Source organism: Chryseobacterium luteum, from assembly GCF_000737785.1.
Lineage (GTDB): Bacteria > Bacteroidota > Bacteroidia > Flavobacteriales > Weeksellaceae > Chryseobacterium > Chryseobacterium luteum.
In genome coordinates this window covers 1-18389 of the sequence record NZ_JPRO01000024.1, presented here as the reverse complement: position 1 = coordinate 18389, position 18389 = coordinate 1, and the positions used below count along the sequence as shown (strand labels likewise).

Sequence of the window (18389 nt, the reverse complement as noted above, 5' to 3'; positions counted from 1 at the left end):
GAATCAGTACTTGGGGTTTATTTTATATTTAAGTACCTCCAAAAATACTCACAAAATTTCGAAAAACATTTATTTTTTTCATCATTTTACGCCTACATACCACACATATATGCTTATAAATCAATTTTTAAAAAAAATATTACCGAAAATTTATTATACCGGGAAAAACGCACAACCTGTCAGTTAAATGACAGTGAATTCATATGTCATTGATTTTAAAAAAGTTCTAAGATTTTAAAAATACCAGCCATTCCTGTAATAAATCTCTGATATCCGCCAATGGAAACGTATCGGGCTGATCATCAATTATAAATTCCGGATAATGAATCTTCAGGTCCATATGCTCCAATACCATTGAATCATAAGGTGTATAATCGGGAGCCTTTGTATTGTGTATGTAATCATTTATTTCTTTTAAAAGGAACTCAGTAAGGGATATATTCAAATAACTTAAAAACTGGAGCAGGTTATTTTTATCAACAATTCCGTCTTTCCGGATGCAGTTATAACCGACATTTCCATCTGTAGTTAATTTTAGGAATTTCAGTCCGTATTTGTCTTTTTTACTCATATTTTACATTCTGTTTTTAGAATACAAACACCAGGTTTAAGCTAATTTCTTATCATGTTTTTAAGACGTTGGCAGGATTTATCTGCCGTCATTTTTTGATAGTTTCTTTGCTTTTTCCTTTTGTCGGCCTTCATATGACTTCTCCTAACCCACAATAAGTATTTGAATTCCTGTATATAACAAAACATTTAAACGGAAAACACCAATGGTTTTTATGAAATATGCATTAAACAGGACGAAATGGAAATGTGTGAGCCTGATTTTTCTTTCAGACAATTGATTAAAGACCGGGCCGTTAAAACTTTATTGACCTAATAACTTATTATTTCTTTAATAATATATCATATGCTGCTTTCATATATCCTGCATCTGAGAGGTCTTTCAGTTGAACCTGGGGAGAAAACCCCTGTCCTACTTCAGAATATTCTTTTTTAGTCCGGTCTACTATATTTCCGGTTGTTAAAACAAGAAATGCTCCGTCAGAAAGTTTATATTCCTGATTTCCGGAGGTTAGTCCCATCGTATTCCGGCCGATAACCGTTGTGTTTTTTTGGCCGGCAAATGCAACAGTACAAAATTCACCTGAACTTGACGTTTTCCTGCTAACCATCACTACAATAGGTTTCGTAATCCGCTGAGGAGCTTTTTTAACATTAAAATAATGAACAAGCTGCTTACCCTCAAAGAGGTTTCCATCCGAATCATATTTAAAAAACGAGTATTCACCTTCCGCATCTACAGTTCCAATAGCTTTTTGTCTGTCCAGCATTGGTGACATAGCTGCCAGCATCGGGTAAAACATTCCACCGCCATTATCTCTGAGGTCAAGTATCCAACCTTTGGGGTTATGAGAGTTCAGCTCTTCAATTTTCTGGTAAAAGGTGTTGACGAACTCATCCCATTCTGCGAAATGATAACAGGCAATGCCTGGAATATTGATATAAGCCAACTGATTTTCAGTCATTTTTGCTTCAATAACCGGAAATGCCTGGCCCGTAGCTCTATAACCAAGTGTATAGGCCTGAACCATTTCGGGTGGAAAGAAATTGGAATGTGCGTCCTTGAGGGTTCCTAGGATATTTTTAATTAACGGATAGGTATCTCTTACCGTATGAAGATTTTCAGCCTTTTTACGGGAATCTGTATACAGCGAATCCCAGTTGATACGGTGTTTATTGACAGATTTAGCTTTCATAAGATCAAGAGCACTGATTACATAGTTCTTTACACTGTCTGTCTGTGCCTGAGTATAGATGTGACTAAAGATAAGAAAACCAGTAATCAGAAAGCAAAATCGTTTCATTGTTATTCATTAAGGTGGTAAAGATAATCTTTTTTCCAGGTGAATAAATCCGAAATATTGGATCTGATGGAGATCTCCGGTAAAAAACATCTTATAGAGTTAACCCATTTATGAAATTCATCTCTTTTTAATTATATGGTTTAAATACAAAATTCCTTTCGAGCAAAGGAATTATTGGTTTCGGGTTTGGAAAGTTATATACGAAAAACAGCAGGTAACATTACTGTCCACCTGCTGCTTTTTTTAACATAGAGAAAGATTTGAGTCTTTCTTCTTAATTTATACTACACGTACATTAACTGCGTTAATGCCTTTTTTACCGTTTTCTAAATCGAATGTCACAGTGTCGTTTTCGCGAATATCATTGATTAAACCTGATGTATGTACGAAAACATCCTGACCGCCGTTTGATGGTGTAATAAAACCAAAACCTTTGGCGTCATTGAAGAATTTTACTGTTCCTTGTTGCATTGTATTATATTATAAAATTATTGTATTAAAATTTTTTTTGGCTTTTGCCATTACTATACTGACACAATCATCAGAATAATAATAAATCGATTTGTAAACAAAAATGATGTTGGAAATTTTTTAGGGTATTGAAAATATTCAATTTTAAAAAAGGTACTTCACCTGATATATTGGATAACAAAATTAGCGGCTGAAAAAGCGAAGACTGAGAAAGAAGAGTAAACTCAAAAGTTTCAGAAGAAGCATCGGCAGGAGCCTGATTATTTTACAAATGTAGACTTAATTTATTGAAATACAAAACTTTTTTACATTTATTATTTTTCCAGCCGTTATTTAGTCTTAAATAATAAAGCCGATAACCTATTTTATCTGTGTGTCAGCACTACTTTACGGTTGATCAACACATCTGTCATTTTTATTTCGTTTAATTCTTATAATTATTAAATTCTTCATAATTTTATAATTTATTTTCCGTTTTCCAACAGGTGGAAATTGTCTTTTATCCAATTATTTAACCTGAAAGGTTGTGTGAATTTAGACTAATATAAGGCAAAAATGATAATTATTAACAGTTTTGAAGAATACAAATCCTATGAAGGAAAAGTGATAGGAGTATCTAACTGGCACAGGATAGATCAGCTTCAGATAAATAAATTTGCAGCTGCAACATTGGATTACCAGTGGATCCATGTGGACGAAGAAAAAGCTTTAAAACAGGGGCCTTTTGAATCAACCATAGCACATGGCTACTTAACGTTATCCCTTATCCCCTACCTATGGAAACAGATTGCTGAAGTAAGAAATGTTAAGATGGAAATTAATTATGGAATTGAAAACTTCAGATTTGGACAAGCTGTTCCTGTAAACAGTGAGGTACAGCTTCAGGCCACCGTAAAGCTGATTACCAATCTCAGAGGAACGGTTAAGGCAGTAATAGAAGCTAAACTAATCATCAAAGGACAGGAAAAACCCGCTTATATTGGTGATGTCATCTTTCTTTACCATTTCCATTAGCAAACCTAAGCTTCATATAAAAAGTTCTTTTGTTTATTGTACTGCCATATTTTACATGCTGAGTTAAACATTAAATTACATAATAAACATCTTCTTCCATTTAGTCACCGAATTTCTGCTTAAATTGAAATGCTTTGCCAGTTGGGAATTGTTAAGTTTATACGCTTTCTGATAATCCAACATCTTTAAAATATCAGACTTCCCGTAGGAACGATGCTTCTGATTGAATGTCTCTGTTGATTTATCCGTATTCAAACCAAAAATCTTCCGGTTGAGTTCTATTATATCAAATACGGTTAAATTTGATTTATTTAATAAATCCTGAAATTCTTCTTTCTCATCAGGGCATTTTGTACTGATGATATCAGAATAAATACGCTTATAGTCAGGTTCCAATTTTTCCATTCTCTTTTAATTTTAATTTGCTTTTTCGTTATCAAGCCATTTCAAATAGATGTTATTGAATGAGTTGTTTTAATAGTTAATAGTTTTGTTGGGATAGATACTTATTGGTTTTCCAGGGTTACCCTATTTTCTATCCATTTATATAAGTTGTTTTGGGCATTTTATACCTGTTAATCACCTCGAGCTTTGGCATTTCTCCCTTATTTATTCAATAATATGTATGTTTTTTAATAAATAATATCGAATAAAATATTTTCGCCTTTTCGATTGGCCAACTATATAAAATATAAGTTTAAACAGATTTACCATGAAAATTCTTCAACCAGAGCAAATTAAAACAAAAATTATGAAAAGTGAATGACTAATCTACCCGGTTGAAGAAATAATTAATTCAAATGAAATATGACTATGCCTTGTCATTCGTAGACATTAGGAATACTTTTATTAGAAATCTTCTGTTTAAATATTATTGGTTAAACTCTATAACCAGCTGGTTCATAGCTCTTTGTTCAGCCGTTAAATTTCCCGGCCAGAAGCTGGTAACTGTACAGGGAGCATCATTCCAAAGACGTCTTAATGCAACAGGGAAACTGCTGTGGTTAGGCCAGATATGAGTACAGCCTTCATTATTCCCTAAGTTATTGGGCTCATTCTGAATACCTGTATTATTAGCAAAATTCTGTTGTACAGTGGTTGTATTGCTCCAGTTATATTTGGATTCTTCACCTGTAATCCATAAAAACTCGATGGGAATCCCTGGGGCCGGCTGGTTGGCCGGGGCAAAAGACATATTGATAGCTTTACTGTTTCCTATCCATATATTATTGCTGAAATTTCCGTATCCACCATTGGTACTGTTTAAAATATTGGTTGTAATGAAAGCCAGTTCCGCATTAGAAGTGATCGTTACCAGATAGCCTTTTAATTGCTTGCCTACATTGAAGGCAGTACCCCAATTAACACCTCCGGCAGTAGTAGCACCATTCGCACCGCTGGTATAAGCACAATACCAATGATTATTACCTCCTGCAGCTGTCCATCGTGTACATCCCCTGTTCGTAAACAGTACTCCATCTACTGTGGTCGTCGAGCCGGTTCCGGGGTGTATACCATCCGGGGTGTATCCAAGAATAGCAGGTATAACACCATCTGACACGATATTAGTTCTGGATCCAAGCCCTGTTGGCTGCCAGGTGGTACCGTCCCAGAAGTAATACCCGGGATCTAACAATGCATTATCTGTTGTATTGTACACCAACATTCCTTCTTCCGGCGCATTTATAGTTGAAGCATCTGCCAGAGAAGCCAAAGCTATCTGCGGGGCCAGAAAACCCTTATCAGAAGCTACCACATCTAATACAGTAGAAGGATCAGGGCTTGGTGTACCTATTCCAACCTGACCAAATGTTATATTTGTAGCACAGGCAAATGCCAGTATTGATATATATATTGATTTTTTCATAATGTTCTGTTTTTTTTAATAGGTATCTTGAAATTCAACAATCAGATCATTAGCACCTGAAATAGATGCACCATTATTGTCATTCCATTGTCTGGCTGCATTGGTTGCTGATGACATTATATAAGCACAACCGTTGGAAGCGACTATACTAGGTTCCCCCGTAGCAAAATTACTTTGCACTACCGCTCCGGCAGGGGCTTCCCAGTTTACCACCCATTTTTCTCCGGTAATCCATTTGTATCGATACGTTGCAAAAGGGGCATCATTATTATTTCCGGCCAGTGGAATGTAGCGGCTCTGGTATTTATTATAGCCCAGCCAGATGTTTGCGGCTAAAGATTTGGGAGTGATAACATTAGTCTGCAGCCAGTTTCTTTCCGCATCAGATGTGATGGTCACCAGATAACCTCCTCTTTCTTTAGCAAATGTGAAGGCATCCTCCCAAGTGGTAGAAGTAGCGCCACGTTTGTAGGTACAATAAGTATGGCCGTTACCTCCTGCGGTAACATCCCATTTAACACAACCCGCTTTATTCCAGGTTCCAACGCTGCTTCCAACACTTCCTGCTGAATTATCAAGCGTAATTCCTGTATTGTCCGGTACATATCCCAATACCTCCTGGTCTATCTTTTGCTGAAAAATGTAGATATCTGTAATCTTCCCCATAGGCTGCCAGGCATTATTATACCTGTAGTAATACCCTGGTTTTACATCAGCTGAAGTATTGGTATTATATACCAGTAAGCCTTCTTTTGGCGAGGTAACAGTTGTGTTGTCACCAGTGGACGTTAAGGCCACATTAGGTAGAGAAACTCCTTTAGTGGAAGAGTCTACCTGCAGTATCGCAGATGGTTTTTCCTGCCCCGGTGTCACATTCATATAAACCTGGGCATGTCCATGTATACTGAGAGCCAAAGCACATATAGCTAGATAAAAAATTTTCATAATTTGTAGTGTTTAATTTTGAAATTCTACGATGAGGAAAGACGCGGGTTTAGAAAAAATTGTAGTGCTCGTACACCCGGCATCATTCCATACTCTATTGGCGCTTTGCGATGTAGGAACCACATGCACGCACCCTTCTGCTCCACCCGCATCATCCGGCTGGTTGACATCAAAGTTAAATTCAAAGCTTGCATTGGCCAGATAAGGAGAAGCCGCTATGCCTGCCCGCTCCCAAGCTACCATAGACTTCTCTCCTGTGATCCAGGTAAACTGTTTGGGATTACCGGGATAGGTAACTTTATTAAATCCCAACCAAACATTATCTTGGTTTTGTGAAGCAAAAGTAGCAGGAAGAAGATTATCTTTTATAAAGGTCCATTCTGCGTTACTTGTAGCTGTAGCCAGATAACCATTTATACTTTTGGCAATCGCAAAAGACGTTGGCCAGTTTACACCTGTAGCAGTGTTTGTTGCATTATCCTTCAGATCATAGCCACAAAAAGAGTGATTATTGCCTGATGTAAATTTGTAGCATCCCACTTTGGTGCCTTTTATAGTTCCGTAAGTAAAGGTAGCCGGCGCAGTAGCTCCACTTCCCTGTGGCAGATACCCAAGTGTTGTTGTGCTAATTCCTAATGCCACAGAGCTTTGGATAGAATTTGAATCCTTTTTCCAGGGAAGCCATTGCACACCGTTCCAGTAGTAGTACCCTTTATCTAAATCTACATTATCTGTAGAATTATAGACCAAAAGCCCCGTTTTAAGATTGTTGCCAACTATGGTGGTAACCGGTGCGGCACTTGTAAGGGAAGTCAATGCAACTCTGGGTGCAAGAAAACCCTTATCTCCTGACCGAACATCCAAAATAGATGAAGGATCAGGAAAATTAGCCGGAGACACCGTACCTGCTTTTATAATCCCAACTCCTTTTCCAGATTGCCCGTATGAAAACATTGCAACAGCTAAAAGAGGAGCCGTTAATAGAATTTTTTGTATCATTTTTAAGTCATTTTAGTTAATAGTAGATGATAAACTGAGAATATTTAAAAGTGTATTTAATTGACATAAGCACCCGTAACCATGACTCTAAATTTTCTTAGAGATTTTAGCCTTAACAGAGAGGGAATATGTTTTTCATTCTGATTTAAGGGCTTTACTCTTTTAGGAATTATTTCCGTATCAGAATAAAATGATCTTAGCTTCTAACAATTACAAATACATCCTTCTAAATGAATTGGTAAATCACCGGAGGAGGGCGAATGTGCATTTCCCAATGAGTAATTTCATGAGTAAAAGACGGCATATATCTGGAAATGCATTTTTCTTGTGCAAGAATATAGACGTAAGAATGATATTCTACCTTTAATAACTCTATCCTGGGTTTCGGATTGGTAGTTGATATTGTTATAATTTTTCCATTACTTCCGGAAATATAGTCATCAGATTTAGAAGAAAGCGTTATGAACCGGGCATTAGCGGTATATTTTTTTTCTTCTGTTTTAAGCTTTACACGATTTCGTTTTACAGTCTTCCTTATACGTTTTGAGATTTTTACAATCTCTGATTTTGCAGGTTTTTCTTTTTGTATGAATTCTATATTTCCTTTGAGTTCATGAACATTATAAAAAACAGTACCTCCTGATATATAAATTTTTGTCGTTCCATGATCAGAATGTTGGGAAATAGAATCCGGAAGAGATTTTGAAGTTTTATTTTCTGCATCATCTTTTTTAATCTTAACCGGATAAGCAGATGCAGATACAGCAAAACCGAAGAAAAGCAGAAGCAAAATTGTCTTTACATAAAAGACATTATTGGCTACACTGTTAAATCGGTTGTTTTTCTTCACGTGTGCGTTTTTATATTTTGAAGAATATATCCACAATACTTGTCCTGAAACTACAACATATTGTTATCGTTTAATTTAATAACAGAAAGGAACAAGTGAGATTTTCGGAATATATTACAATGGATTCATATTGAAATAATTACTCCTGCACGATATCTACCACAATTATATATTAAATTTACATAGGATGTTATGTGAAGTAAGATCAACAGAGATGTAATAACAGATAATTAAGAAGTATAGTACAATCTTACAGGCATTTAGCGCGATTTAACGCTTTTTTTTGCAGTTAAAATGAACTGCTTTTGCATTTGAAAAAATAATGCAATTCTCTATTTTTGGCTAATATTTTGCCGCGAATTCACTAATTTTTATGACAAAATCAAGGGTGAACTTAATTTAAAAAGGCATCAACGATTCAAATTCGTGCATTCGTGGCAATTTTTTTCATTAATCAAATACGGACAAATATTTTTTTTTGCCGTGAATGCACGAATATTTTCATCACAAAATCAAGGGTGAATTTAATAAAAAGCATCAACAATTTAAATTCGTGTATTCGTGTCCATTCTTTCATTAGACAAATATATTTTTGCCCGAATGCACGAATATTTTAATGACAAAATTAAGGGTGAATTTAATAAAAAGCGTCAACAATTTAAATTTGTGTATTCGTGTCCATTCTTTCATTAGACAAATATATTTTTGCCACGAATGCACGAATATTTTAATGACAAAATCAAGGGTGAACTTAATAAAAGGCATCAACAATTTAAATTCGTGCATTCGTGGCAATTTCTTCATTGGTGCTTCAAATACAAATTAGCAAGTTTAGAGTCTTAGCCATATTTAAAGTGTCATACATTTTCGTTTTTAATCATATGATCCATATAAGTGTAACAACTGAACTAAAAATAATTCCATTGATTTTTAGCTCCTTATTAAGACCTGTTAAAATTTCTAACAGAAAAGTTTTGCAGAAATGTAAAATCGTTTTATATTTGCACCACTGAAAACGACGGTATAGCCGTTATTCAGGAGAGATGGCAGAGTGGTCGATTGCGATAGTCTTGAAAACTATTGACTGTAACAGGTCCGGGGGTTCGAATCCCTCTCTCTCCGCTGGTAGAGATACTAAAATAAGCTAAAACGCTGTAAACATCAATGTTTACAGCGTTTTTTGTTTTGCGCTAGAATCAAAAAAAATCAAAATAGGTCACGATTTATATGACCTATTCCGTGACCCATCCTGAAAATTGGAAAATAGGTCACGAAAAATTCAGGGAAACCCGACTAATAGGCAGTCTAACGATTGTACATCTTGCAGAAAGTGGTAACAAAAAGTAAATTATTAACAATTAAAGTTACCACACTATGAACAAAACATTCAACCTGTTATTCTTTATAAAAAAGAATAAAATCAGAACAAACGGAACTGCTCCCATCTACTTAAGAATCACGATAGATGGCAAGGCAGCGGACATTGCCGCTAAAAGGTATATCGACCCACAGAAATGGGATGTTAAAGCACATAAAGCAGTTGGCAACTCTCAGGAGGCGAAAACGCTTAATGTCTATCTTAAAACTTTGGAACAACAAGTTTACGATTCTCATTACCTGATGCTGAAAGAGGAACATGATGTGACATCAGAAAGTTTAAAATCTAAACTGCTTGGAACCGATGTTTCCACCCGAATGCTCATTCCTATTTTTCAGGATCATAATAATAAAGTAGAAGCACTGGTAGGTCAGGATTTTGCCCCCGGAACATTGGAGCGTTATAAAACATCGTTAAAGCATACGCAGGAATTCCTAATCTGGAAATATAACACTTCCGATATTGACATTACAAAGATCGACCATGCTTTCATAATGGATTATGATTTTTGGCTTCGTAGTGTTCGTAAATGTGCAAACAATACTGCAGTAAAATACATCAAAAATTTCAAAAAGATCATTCGGTTATGCCTGGCGAATGGCTGGCTCTCCAAAGATCCTTTTCTAGGCTACAAAGCAAAGCTTAAAGCTATTGAACGACCATATCTTACTAAAGAAGAAATTCAGACGATTTATGAAAAGGAATTTGCGTCAGACAGATTAAACCAAGTACGTGATATTTTTCTTTTTAGTTGTTATACAGGTTTCGCATATATTGATGTAAAGAAATTGTCTAAATCTAACGTCAATATTGGAATAGATGGTGACAAATGGATATTCACGCATCGTCAGAAAACGGATACCTCAACCAGAGTTCCGTTATTACCTTTAGCACAGGAGCTGATTTTAAAATATGAAGACCACCCAGAATGTGTAAATTCAAATGTCTTGTTTCCCGTACTCAGTAATCAAAAAATGAATTCCTATCTCAAAGAAATTGTGAACGTCTGTGGGATTAATAAAGAGTTGACATTTCACATCGCAAGGCATACATTCGCCACTACTATCACACTGTCCAATGGAGTACCCATTGAAAGTGTAAGCAAAATGCTCGGTCACACGAATATAAAAACCACACAGCACTATGCGAAGATTTTGGATAAGAAAGTGAGTGATGATATGGTGGCTTTGAAGGATATATTTAATAGTAAAAGATAGCTTAAATGACCGGCAATTAAGATATTCAGAACTCCAAAATCTCCATTCTGACCAAACCACACGAAAAAAGTAAAATATGTATGAATATAGTGTTTTTTATTTAGTATTTTTGATTAAATAATTAGTATACAGTTGATAATCTCTTTTCAAAATAAAAAAATACGTGAAATTTGTGAGGATGATGAATCTGGTATTAATTATTTGGAGCCAGAGATTATTCAAAGTTTAAAAAACAGATTATCAGATTTTGAGGCAGCCAAGAACATGTCCGAAATTCCACTTGGAAATCCAACAGAATTTTCGGTAGACAAAAAAGTATATTTTACAATAGAACTCAGTAAAAAATATAAACTTATTTTTGTCATTAATAATTTAAATCTTCAAACTTCTGAAGTATTAGATTGGACTAAAATTACTAGAATTAAAATAACAGAGATTCATAATGAACAAAACACTTCCATTTTCACCTAATTGGGCAACTCCTCCAGGAAGTACGATTAAAGATGTATTATCCGAGAAAAAGGTAAGTAATAATGATTTTGCGCACAAAATGAATATTGATTTAGATACTATTGAATTATTACTTAATGGGAAATTATCAATAGATGAAAATCTTGCTTCTAAATTAGAAAATGTATTAGGTTCAACAAAGAGTTTTTGGCTAAAGAGAGAAGAGCAGTATAAAAAGGGACTTGAAAATATAAATGAGATTGATGTTTGGTTAAAGCAGGTGCCTTACAAAGATATGTTAAAGTTTGGATGGCTAGAAAATAAGAATAACATTTACAAATCTTGTTTAGACTTTTTCAATGTCGATAATTTTCAGGATTTTAAAGTTAAATATGATTTCTTATTAAACACCGTTTCATTTAGAAAATCAAGTGCATTTATTTCTGAAAACCTATCTACAATTTCATGGATTAGAAGAGCTGAAATATTAGCAGGAAATTATAAATGTAGAAAATGGGATAAGGAATTATTTATTGAGACACTAGAAGATAGAATAAAACCTCTGACCAGAAAAAAAAGTCCAAAACAATTCTTGCCAGAACTAATACGTTATTGTGAAGATTGTGGTGTTGCTGTTGTGATTGTTCCAACACCCCAAAAATGTACTGCAAGCGGAGCAACAAAATTTATAGATGAAGATAAAGCTTTGCTTATACTTAGCTTTAGATATCTTTCTGATGATCAGTTTTGGTTTACATTTTTTCATGAAGCTGGTCATTTGATTTTACATAGTCATAAATCGTTAAGAATTGAATCAGAGAATAATTTGGAATTTGTTGCTGATGAAGAATTAGAAGCGAACTTATTTGCGGCTGAAATGCTAATTCATATTAATTTACGAAAGGAATTGTATACGTTAAAAAGTGATAAAAGAAAAATCTTAGAACTGGCTATGAGAGCTGGTGTTTCCCCAGGAATAATTGTAGGTCAAATGCAACATTATAAAATAATAAGCCCAAGTTATCTTAATGGTTATAAAAAAAGATATACTTGGGAAGAAATTAATGAAGCTTTAATTCATATTAACCATTGAAATAGATATACTGACTAGGTTTTTTTTGCCAATTACATAATGCATCTTCTAAGACTTGCATTCCAAAACTTAGCTGTAAATGTTCTCCAAGATTAACTAAATAACTTTCTAAAGTGGAAGCATCCGCTTGTTGTCGATTTAAATCATAAAGCATCTGAGTTCCCGTTAATGGTCCTGAGGATCCTTTCAAATAAGGTATGTCTGGTTCAATGTTTAAGATTCCTGATTTTCCTAGCATACATAGAAAATCAAAGGTTCCCAATCTACTAAATCCTTTAATATTTTCCTTATAAATCCTGTACAATCTATTGAAAAGTACTTTTGGAGAGGGAGAATCTTGAATAATATTAGAGAAAAAACTAGAATGAGAATTTCCTACTAAATTTATATAGCTCGATATCGTAGCACCTGTTCCAGCATTACTAGTTGCAGATATACTTTGATATCGTCTATGATTTCCAAATTTCGCATCTCCCTTAACTTGTAATGAGTTAATATCTAGCCAATTGAAAAATGTGCTTGGATTACTTGTAACCTCCCTCCATGACCATCTATTATTCCCATCCTCTCCCAACTTTCCGTATAAATTTTTTGTTATTTTCCATCCATTTATCGGGTCAATTCCAAAATGACTTGATAAAAATATTAACCAGTTAGCTTCGTCAAAGTTTCCTTGTTGAAATAAATAGCAAGCTCCTTTAATAGGGTCAAATAAATCACTATGAGGGTTAGCTCTTTCCGGGGATATTGTTCTGCTGCTTACTGTTTCAACATACTTAACTCTCCTAATACTATCTATTAACTGTCTAATAAATACATCTTTTTTAATAGGGTCAAGTATTCCAGATAAAATATTATTATTCTGTGAATTATATGTATTGATTTTATTTTCTAGTGATCGATAAAGTGCTGTATTTTTCATAATTACTATTTGATTTGTGTATTAATCCAATTCTTAATATTTAGCATTACATCCTTTGTGATACCAAAACTACTTTGAATATTGTGATTAAACCCTATGAGCTTAATTTCTCTATTTAATTCCACATTTCCTATTTTATTGAATGCTCCGGTAAATGAATATCCTAAGACATGGGAGTCATTAATTCTGTTTAGTTGCCAAGTTTCTTGTAAGTTTTTGTCCAATGATATATTAGATACCTTTTCAAAAGTTGAGATTACTGTTGTACCGTTTAATATTATATATTCAAGTTTTGATTCGTTTATAATATCTCCTAATATATCTGCACATTTATTTAGAAGATTCTTTTGATTCTTTATAGAAAGGTTTGACCATTTTTTTAGTGTTGCAAATGGGATTAAATCCAAATGGCATACATTACTCAATGGAAAGTAATAGGAATAAGAAGTATCAGATAGTAGAAATTCTAATTTGTTAAACCATTGACTGTAAGGGTTGTTTTCAAAATATTGATTACAAGCATCCAATATTTTTGATAAATGATTTTCACTGATTTCTTTCCAGTTATTTAAGTTTAGTGATTCTAATGTATGAAACCTATTATTTTTTAGAACCTCATTATTACTGTCAGTAAATTCTCTATTACTAGGATTAATACCTACTGTGGCAATTTTCGCATTATTGAAATTGCCAAAATAAGGTATGGGTGTACTCCATTCTATAATACCTAAATCAATGACATCATCATCTTCTAATATTTTAAATATCTCTTCTAATATCTTAATCATCTGTATTTAGATTAAATTTCTCTTCAATATACTGTTTAAATAAACTATTTTTTAATAAAGATTTTATATTATTAATCTCTGACTTATTTTTGTTCTTATCTAAAGAATAAATTTTTAATAAAGTAATCATGTCCTTCCAATAATCATCCACTTCAGGCAAATTCATAATGTCAAAATTTGGATTTGTTCGTATTTCTTTTTCATACTCTAATAATAGCTTAATACTATTAAAAGTGTTTTGTGAAGGCATTTCGGGCATGACATATTTTGTTGACTGCAATCCTTCTGAAATATAATTTCTCGCTGATTCTAGACTTTTAGTATATAGATGCAAGCTAGAAACAAAATGGTTGTATTCTCCCAATCCAACATTTAGCTCACAAGCAATAATTTCTTGTAACATTGTAAAGCAAAAAATATCATGTGGAAGTCCTAAAAAAATATCATTGGATCTCATTGAGGCAAAAAGATGTAATTTTTTCTCTCTAATTAAAAATTGTAATGATATAGTACAAGGAATATCTTTTGAATCAATATTAATTAAGTCTTTCGCATCAAAGATCTGTATCACAGCTCTTCTAGTATTAGGTCTTTCCTTTAATAACTTAATAACATTTTCAATTTGATTTATGTAACCATGCATAGAAATTAATCTAGGTCCATAAGCTCCATTTACAGTTGTTCCATCATCTGAAGATTTTGAATAAATATTAAGGTAGTATTTAATAAACTCTAGCTCATTACTACCAGAGAGATACCATAGTAATTCACCAATAGGGCTTATAGCAATATTTTTAGTTTGAGTAGCGCTTACCCTTGCTCTCGGATTTATTAGCTTTATATAAACTCCTAGCCTTTCATAATTATCTCCTTTGGTATTATTAATTGAATTTTCTATATCTAGAAATTTAGGTAGCAGTTCATGTAATATATCATCAAGCGTATTTTCTTCTATGTACATTATGAATTATGATTAATTAGTTTTAATAAAATTAAAAAAAAATGTGAAATGATAAATTAGATTTTAAAAATTTAGTTACATATTGTGCATTCGTTATAAATTAAACAGATAATATTCTGGTTTAAAAATTTAATAGATTACTATCTAGTCTACCAATGCTTTTTTGTTATTCATCATTTTTCTCAAACCCTGAGATTAGCATATTTTCTAGTGTAGTTTTTGCCCTATTATATAACCAATCAAAACCAACTATTCTAAGTACTCCTTGCGTTGATTCATTTTCTTGGCGGAGCCTCCGAGCTTGTAATTCATTTAAATCACTTTCTCTTCCAATAACAACAAGACAATAAGGTCTGTATATTCCTTTAAATTGTTGATCTGCGTATAAGCGATTATCGATTGCCCAACTCCTGAAATCTAAAGCTTGTCTTTTCGCATGGGTAGTCTGTGCAGATAGCTCTCCTGCCCTCGTCATAATAGAGAAACCAGGCTGTTCTATTTCTATTACTGTATAGTTATTGTCCATACTTTGTACGAGAAAATCAGGAACTAGAGCCTCGCCAAATCGGGGTTTTGACCATATTTTTGCGTGGAAAGGTTCGAGTAGAAATGGATTTTTTTTTATAAAATTGTGGAATGTCGCTTCATTATTTATATCTGGAGAATTTATTAAATCATAAAATTGAGAGAGACCTGAGCGGCTAAATTTAAACCATCTTGAGATTAATGCAATAAATATATGTTCTTGTGCTTCTGCACAATAGTAAGATTGTAGCGCTGTAATAAATTCAATGGGAAGAATATCACCTTTGTGTGTTGTTATGATTTCTATCATAACTTTCCTAGATTCTAAAACTAAATCGCTGCTTTTGTGTGTGTCATTAAAGACATTTACGAATTTTACACAATCTAATCTCGATTGAATTAATATTGATTGATCAAGACTTTTGCTGGAAATATGTGCTAAAAAAACAACTGTATTCTTCTTTACTGAAAAATAAGGACTACTCATCACAACAATTCCTAGTTTTTGTATACCTACTACTCCCCAATGTAATATAGCTGCTAAGGCAGTATACTGTAATTCTGATTTGTAAGTTTCACCACCATAATTAGATGTTGCAAGTTGTATAATAATATCTATGGCTTCTATGTCATTTTTAGAATAGAGTTCAAATATAAAATCATTTAGATCATCAAAAGATCCGTGATTTTCGATGTAATCAGCCTTTTCTCTGAGGTTCATAATTATTTATTATATGTTTTAAGGATACGTGTCTAACTAATAAAATTGCTGGTATAAATAGTGATAAATTTATATTTTTTACATGAAAGCCATAGATTTTTGAGAATTGTGGTAGGTTCAATTAAATATGTTGTTAGCTTTGTTAAAGCTATATAAAAATTTGTTTTTTTTGGCAAACAATCAGTTGCTCGAGAACTTAAATAGTAGACAAATGAAAATCAAATTCGTAGATTCTCCTTTTTTTATAATGAAAAATTTATAAGGTTTTATGAAAAAGCAGTTTTTGGAAATACTAAACAGGCGCGAGCTATATTCATCTTATTTCTGATTACGGTTTAGCATAATACATAAGAAACTTTCTAAATGCTTGCATCATTTGCGAGTATCTAACTTGACTGCGTTCTTAAAACATCTTATCGAGATACTTTTCGTATTCAGATTGATTATACACATTTACAAAATACTTTACAAAGCCTTTTATTGCTCTTTTAAATTCAGAGATATTATCAACCAAGAGCTCTTGTCTTGTTTTTCCTGTGTTTGTGTAGATATTGTCTAAATCAACAATTTTATAATTAAGACACGAAATATCTGCATCTTTTCTGGTTCCAAAAAAATATGAATCAAATTCAATTAAAACATCTTTTTCCGTTGCAATAGACAGATCATTTTTTACCGCTATTATAAATTTTTCAAAATTTGTGATTTCTTTCAACTTGTTTCTATATCTGAACTCTTCATATTCTGGAGATTTTTTGTTTTTATCTATTTTAATAAAGTTTTGACTCAAAGTATCTACCATCTTTTTGGAGTCACTGTAAAGACTGTTGTGTGTAATATATATAAACTCTTTTTGGTAGTTCAAATCTTCTGTTTTTATTCCTTTACGATTCCCAAAGTCAAACTCTTCGACAGTATTTAACGTTGGAAGACCTATATTCTTTATTATTTCATAATTATTAATGTAGAATTTTGTTCTGGTTCCACCAAGATTCATTTTGGGTAATCGAACAATAAAAGCTTCAGATGTTTCACTATTGATCATTCTATAAATTTCCCAATTCCCAGTATTGTTAGATATTAATTCCAATATATTTTATGTTACGATTACTAAATGATTATTATTTAAAATTTTTCTAAAAAAATGCGTCACTTGTGTTTACATTAAAATGGCACTCAAAATAGAATCTCACTATCAAATTATTGATTTCGATTACTTATTCATTATTTTGATCTTTCGACCTTAATTTCAAAAGTTTAAGTCTCAATTTATCTCTCTCGTCCGGGTTTTCAATATCCTTTGAAATAAAATCAGCCATAAAAACATTGAAATATTCATCAAATCTTTCTACATAATCTTCCGCAATCTCTGCCAATCTAGAGTCTGTATAATTTGTCATGGTTCTTAACGCGAGATATATCCGGTAAAGTAAATTGATATTGTTCTCTTCAAATCCTCTTTCATACAGCCGTTTTATCTCTTCGGGTATGGAAAGAAAACATTTTTGAATAGACTGAACAATAGGCTCTATAATGCCTTCATGTCCGCTAATTAAATGTCCTACGCCTTCCCAATCAAAACTTTCTAATGGTTTCATATTCTGCAAGGAACGGACATCCGCCCTGCGAAGAAATTCCTTGTTGGAACCAACTTCATACATTAGATAAAGATGAAAGGCATATACTGAGTATTCTTCATTGTCCAATAATTCCAAAGGGTAGGCGGCAATCTGTGACAGTATTGCATACGGAAGAAAATCAGCAATAAAACCACCCTCGTCGATATCATCTTCAAAATTGATCTGGATATGTCCTGCACCTTCGGAATACATTAGGACTTTGGTTCCACCTTCTACTTTTTCAAAGCGTGGAGGAATTTTTAGAAGCTGTTGCACTAGTTCTGAAAAAAGATTTACTTCATTTTTTCGGGCTATTTCCATTAAAACACCGGTGGCAACAATATCGCAATACGGAATTGGGGTTACAATATCAATCAGGAGGGTACACAATTCTTCTATCCGTTTGCTCTGGCTGTTTTCCTGAATGATAAGTTTGCTAATTATCGGAATAGAATGTTTGGCGATCAGCTCTTGAAATTTAGGATAAATAATGGTCATTCCATTCCTGATTTCCCGAAATACGACTACAGATGACTTGACCAATGTTCCAAAATCATCAGGGAAGAATTTCTTGAAACTATTTGTCGTTATAGCTCCGCTTCCTGATGCCATTATGCTTAAATCGGCATCTTTTTTACGTAGTTCTTTTTCGGCAAAAAAACAGAAGGTAATTTTCTGGTATAGGTCGTGTATTT

Annotated in this window: 18 protein-coding genes and 1 tRNA gene; 5 read left to right on the top strand and 14 right to left on the bottom strand. The window is 33.3% G+C overall.

What is annotated here, in order from left to right:
- Positions 1–226: 226 nt before the first annotated feature.
- The 3 genes from IX38_RS19125 to IX38_RS19115 form a co-directional block, all read right to left on the bottom strand.
- Positions 227–571, bottom strand: a complete 345-nt coding sequence (locus tag IX38_RS19125) for a hypothetical protein (RefSeq protein WP_034707551.1) — start codon at positions 569–571, stop codon at positions 227–229.
- Between the two features lie 322 nt (positions 572–893).
- Positions 894–1874 carry a S41 family peptidase gene (locus IX38_RS19120; RefSeq protein ID WP_034707550.1) on the bottom strand — a complete coding sequence of 327 codons (981 nt, stop codon included), beginning with the start codon at positions 1872–1874 and terminating at the stop codon, positions 894–896.
- Positions 1875–2153: 279 nt separating this feature from the next.
- Positions 2154–2345, bottom strand: a complete 192-nt coding sequence (locus IX38_RS19115) for a cold-shock protein (RefSeq protein ID WP_034707549.1) — start codon at positions 2343–2345, stop codon at positions 2154–2156.
- Positions 2346–2900: 555 nt separating this feature from the next.
- Here IX38_RS19115 and IX38_RS19110 point away from each other — a divergent pair.
- Positions 2901–3359: a MaoC family dehydratase gene (locus IX38_RS19110; RefSeq protein WP_034707548.1), complete on the top strand. Its 459-nt coding sequence runs from the start codon at positions 2901–2903 to the stop codon at positions 3357–3359.
- 75 nt (positions 3360–3434) lie between these two features.
- Here the strand turns inward: IX38_RS19110 and IX38_RS19105 are convergent, their stop codons facing one another.
- The 5 genes from IX38_RS19105 to IX38_RS19085 form a co-directional block, all read right to left on the bottom strand.
- A complete protein-coding gene (locus IX38_RS19105) occupies positions 3435–3764 on the bottom strand; it encodes a hypothetical protein (protein ID WP_034707547.1) in 330 nt (109 codons plus the stop codon).
- A 466-nt stretch (positions 3765–4230) separates the two neighbouring features.
- Positions 4231–5226: a C-type lectin domain-containing protein gene (locus IX38_RS22130; protein WP_051884915.1), complete on the bottom strand. Its 996-nt coding sequence runs from the start codon at positions 5224–5226 to the stop codon at positions 4231–4233.
- A gap of 15 nt (positions 5227–5241) precedes the next feature.
- Positions 5242–6171: a C-type lectin-like domain-containing protein gene (locus tag IX38_RS22125; RefSeq protein WP_131368719.1), complete on the bottom strand. Its 930-nt coding sequence runs from the start codon at positions 6169–6171 to the stop codon at positions 5242–5244.
- A gap of 12 nt (positions 6172–6183) precedes the next feature.
- Positions 6184–7170 carry a C-type lectin domain-containing protein gene (locus IX38_RS19090; protein WP_034707546.1) on the bottom strand — a complete coding sequence of 329 codons (987 nt, stop codon included), beginning with the start codon at positions 7168–7170 and terminating at the stop codon, positions 6184–6186.
- Positions 7171–7396: 226 nt separating this feature from the next.
- Positions 7397–8020: a hypothetical protein gene (locus tag IX38_RS19085; RefSeq protein ID WP_131368718.1), complete on the bottom strand. Its 624-nt coding sequence runs from the start codon at positions 8018–8020 to the stop codon at positions 7397–7399.
- 1037 nt (positions 8021–9057) lie between these two features.
- Between IX38_RS19085 and IX38_RS19075 the strand changes: the two genes are divergently transcribed.
- The 4 genes from IX38_RS19075 (at position 9058) to IX38_RS19060 (ending at position 12158) form a co-directional block, all read left to right on the top strand.
- A tRNA-Ser gene (locus IX38_RS19075) sits at positions 9058–9142 on the top strand.
- A gap of 252 nt (positions 9143–9394) precedes the next feature.
- Complete coding sequence (locus IX38_RS19070) at positions 9395–10615, top strand: site-specific integrase (protein WP_034707543.1); 1221 nt, start codon at positions 9395–9397, stop codon at positions 10613–10615.
- A gap of 132 nt (positions 10616–10747) precedes the next feature.
- Positions 10748–11086, top strand: coding sequence for a hypothetical protein (locus IX38_RS19065; protein ID WP_034707542.1), 339 nt, complete (start codon positions 10748–10750; stop codon positions 11084–11086).
- Positions 11058–12158: an ImmA/IrrE family metallo-endopeptidase gene (locus IX38_RS19060; RefSeq protein ID WP_051884911.1), complete on the top strand. Its 1101-nt coding sequence runs from the start codon at positions 11058–11060 to the stop codon at positions 12156–12158. Before IX38_RS19065 ends, IX38_RS19060 begins: the two co-directional genes overlap by 29 nt.
- Here IX38_RS19060 and IX38_RS19055 read toward each other — a convergent pair.
- The 6 genes from IX38_RS19055 to IX38_RS23060 form a co-directional block, all read right to left on the bottom strand.
- Complete coding sequence (locus tag IX38_RS19055; RefSeq protein ID WP_034707541.1) at positions 12148–13080, bottom strand: alpha-glutamyl/putrescinyl thymine pyrophosphorylase clade 3 protein; 933 nt, start codon at positions 13078–13080, stop codon at positions 12148–12150. The two genes, IX38_RS19060 and IX38_RS19055, sit on opposite strands and share 11 nt — an antisense overlap.
- 5 nt (positions 13081–13085) lie before the next feature.
- Positions 13086–13868 carry a hypothetical protein gene (locus IX38_RS19050; protein ID WP_084680337.1) on the bottom strand — a complete coding sequence of 261 codons (783 nt, stop codon included), beginning with the start codon at positions 13866–13868 and terminating at the stop codon, positions 13086–13088.
- Positions 13861–14829 carry a thymidylate synthase gene (locus tag IX38_RS19045; RefSeq protein WP_034707540.1) on the bottom strand — a complete coding sequence of 323 codons (969 nt, stop codon included), beginning with the start codon at positions 14827–14829 and terminating at the stop codon, positions 13861–13863. The genes IX38_RS19050 and IX38_RS19045 overlap by 8 nt, the downstream gene beginning before the upstream one ends.
- Positions 14830–14995: 166 nt before the next feature.
- On the bottom strand, positions 14996–16075 hold the full coding sequence (locus IX38_RS19040; protein ID WP_034707539.1) for a Shedu anti-phage system protein SduA domain-containing protein: 1080 nt from the start codon (positions 16073–16075) through the stop codon (positions 14996–14998).
- Between the two features lie 403 nt (positions 16076–16478).
- Positions 16479–17120 carry a hypothetical protein gene (locus IX38_RS19035; protein WP_034707538.1) on the bottom strand — a complete coding sequence of 214 codons (642 nt, stop codon included), beginning with the start codon at positions 17118–17120 and terminating at the stop codon, positions 16479–16481.
- 172 nt (positions 17121–17292) lie between these two features.
- Positions 17293–18389 (bottom strand): hypothetical protein (locus tag IX38_RS23060; protein ID WP_034707537.1); only part of this gene is annotated, 1097 nt, incomplete at its 5' end.

Bases quoted from the DNA above. Each gene is read 5' to 3' on its own strand.
- IX38_RS19125 (WP_034707551.1), bottom strand. From the start codon at position 571: ATGAGTAAAAAAGACAAATACGGACTGAAATTCCTAAAATTAACTACA.
- IX38_RS19120 (WP_034707550.1), bottom strand. From the start codon at position 1,874: ATGAAACGATTTTGCTTTCTGATTACTGGTTTTCTTATCTTTAGTCAC.
- IX38_RS19115 (WP_034707549.1), bottom strand. From the start codon at position 2,345: ATGCAACAAGGAACAGTAAAATTCTTCAATGACGCCAAAGGTTTTGGT.
- IX38_RS19110 (WP_034707548.1), top strand. From the start codon at position 2,901: ATGATAATTATTAACAGTTTTGAAGAATACAAATCCTATGAAGGAAAA.
- IX38_RS19105 (WP_034707547.1), bottom strand. From the start codon at position 3,764: ATGGAAAAATTGGAACCTGACTATAAGCGTATTTATTCTGATATCATC.
- IX38_RS22130 (WP_051884915.1), bottom strand. From the start codon at position 5,226: ATGAAAAAATCAATATATATATCAATACTGGCATTTGCCTGTGCTACA.
- IX38_RS22125 (WP_131368719.1), bottom strand. From the start codon at position 6,171: ATGAAAATTTTTTATCTAGCTATATGTGCTTTGGCTCTCAGTATACAT.
- IX38_RS19090 (WP_034707546.1), bottom strand. From the start codon at position 7,170: ATGATACAAAAAATTCTATTAACGGCTCCTCTTTTAGCTGTTGCAATG.
- IX38_RS19070 (WP_034707543.1), top strand. From the start codon at position 9,395: ATGAACAAAACATTCAACCTGTTATTCTTTATAAAAAAGAATAAAATC.
- IX38_RS19060 (WP_051884911.1), top strand. From the start codon at position 11,058: ATGAACAAAACACTTCCATTTTCACCTAATTGGGCAACTCCTCCAGGA.
- IX38_RS19055 (WP_034707541.1), bottom strand. From the start codon at position 13,080: ATGAAAAATACAGCACTTTATCGATCACTAGAAAATAAAATCAATACA.
- IX38_RS19050 (WP_084680337.1), bottom strand. From the start codon at position 13,868: ATGATTAAGATATTAGAAGAGATATTTAAAATATTAGAAGATGATGAT.
- IX38_RS19045 (WP_034707540.1), bottom strand. From the start codon at position 14,829: ATGTACATAGAAGAAAATACGCTTGATGATATATTACATGAACTGCTA.
- IX38_RS19040 (WP_034707539.1), bottom strand. From the start codon at position 16,075: ATGAACCTCAGAGAAAAGGCTGATTACATCGAAAATCACGGATCTTTT.
- IX38_RS19035 (WP_034707538.1), bottom strand. From the start codon at position 17,120: ATGATCAATAGTGAAACATCTGAAGCTTTTATTGTTCGATTACCCAAA.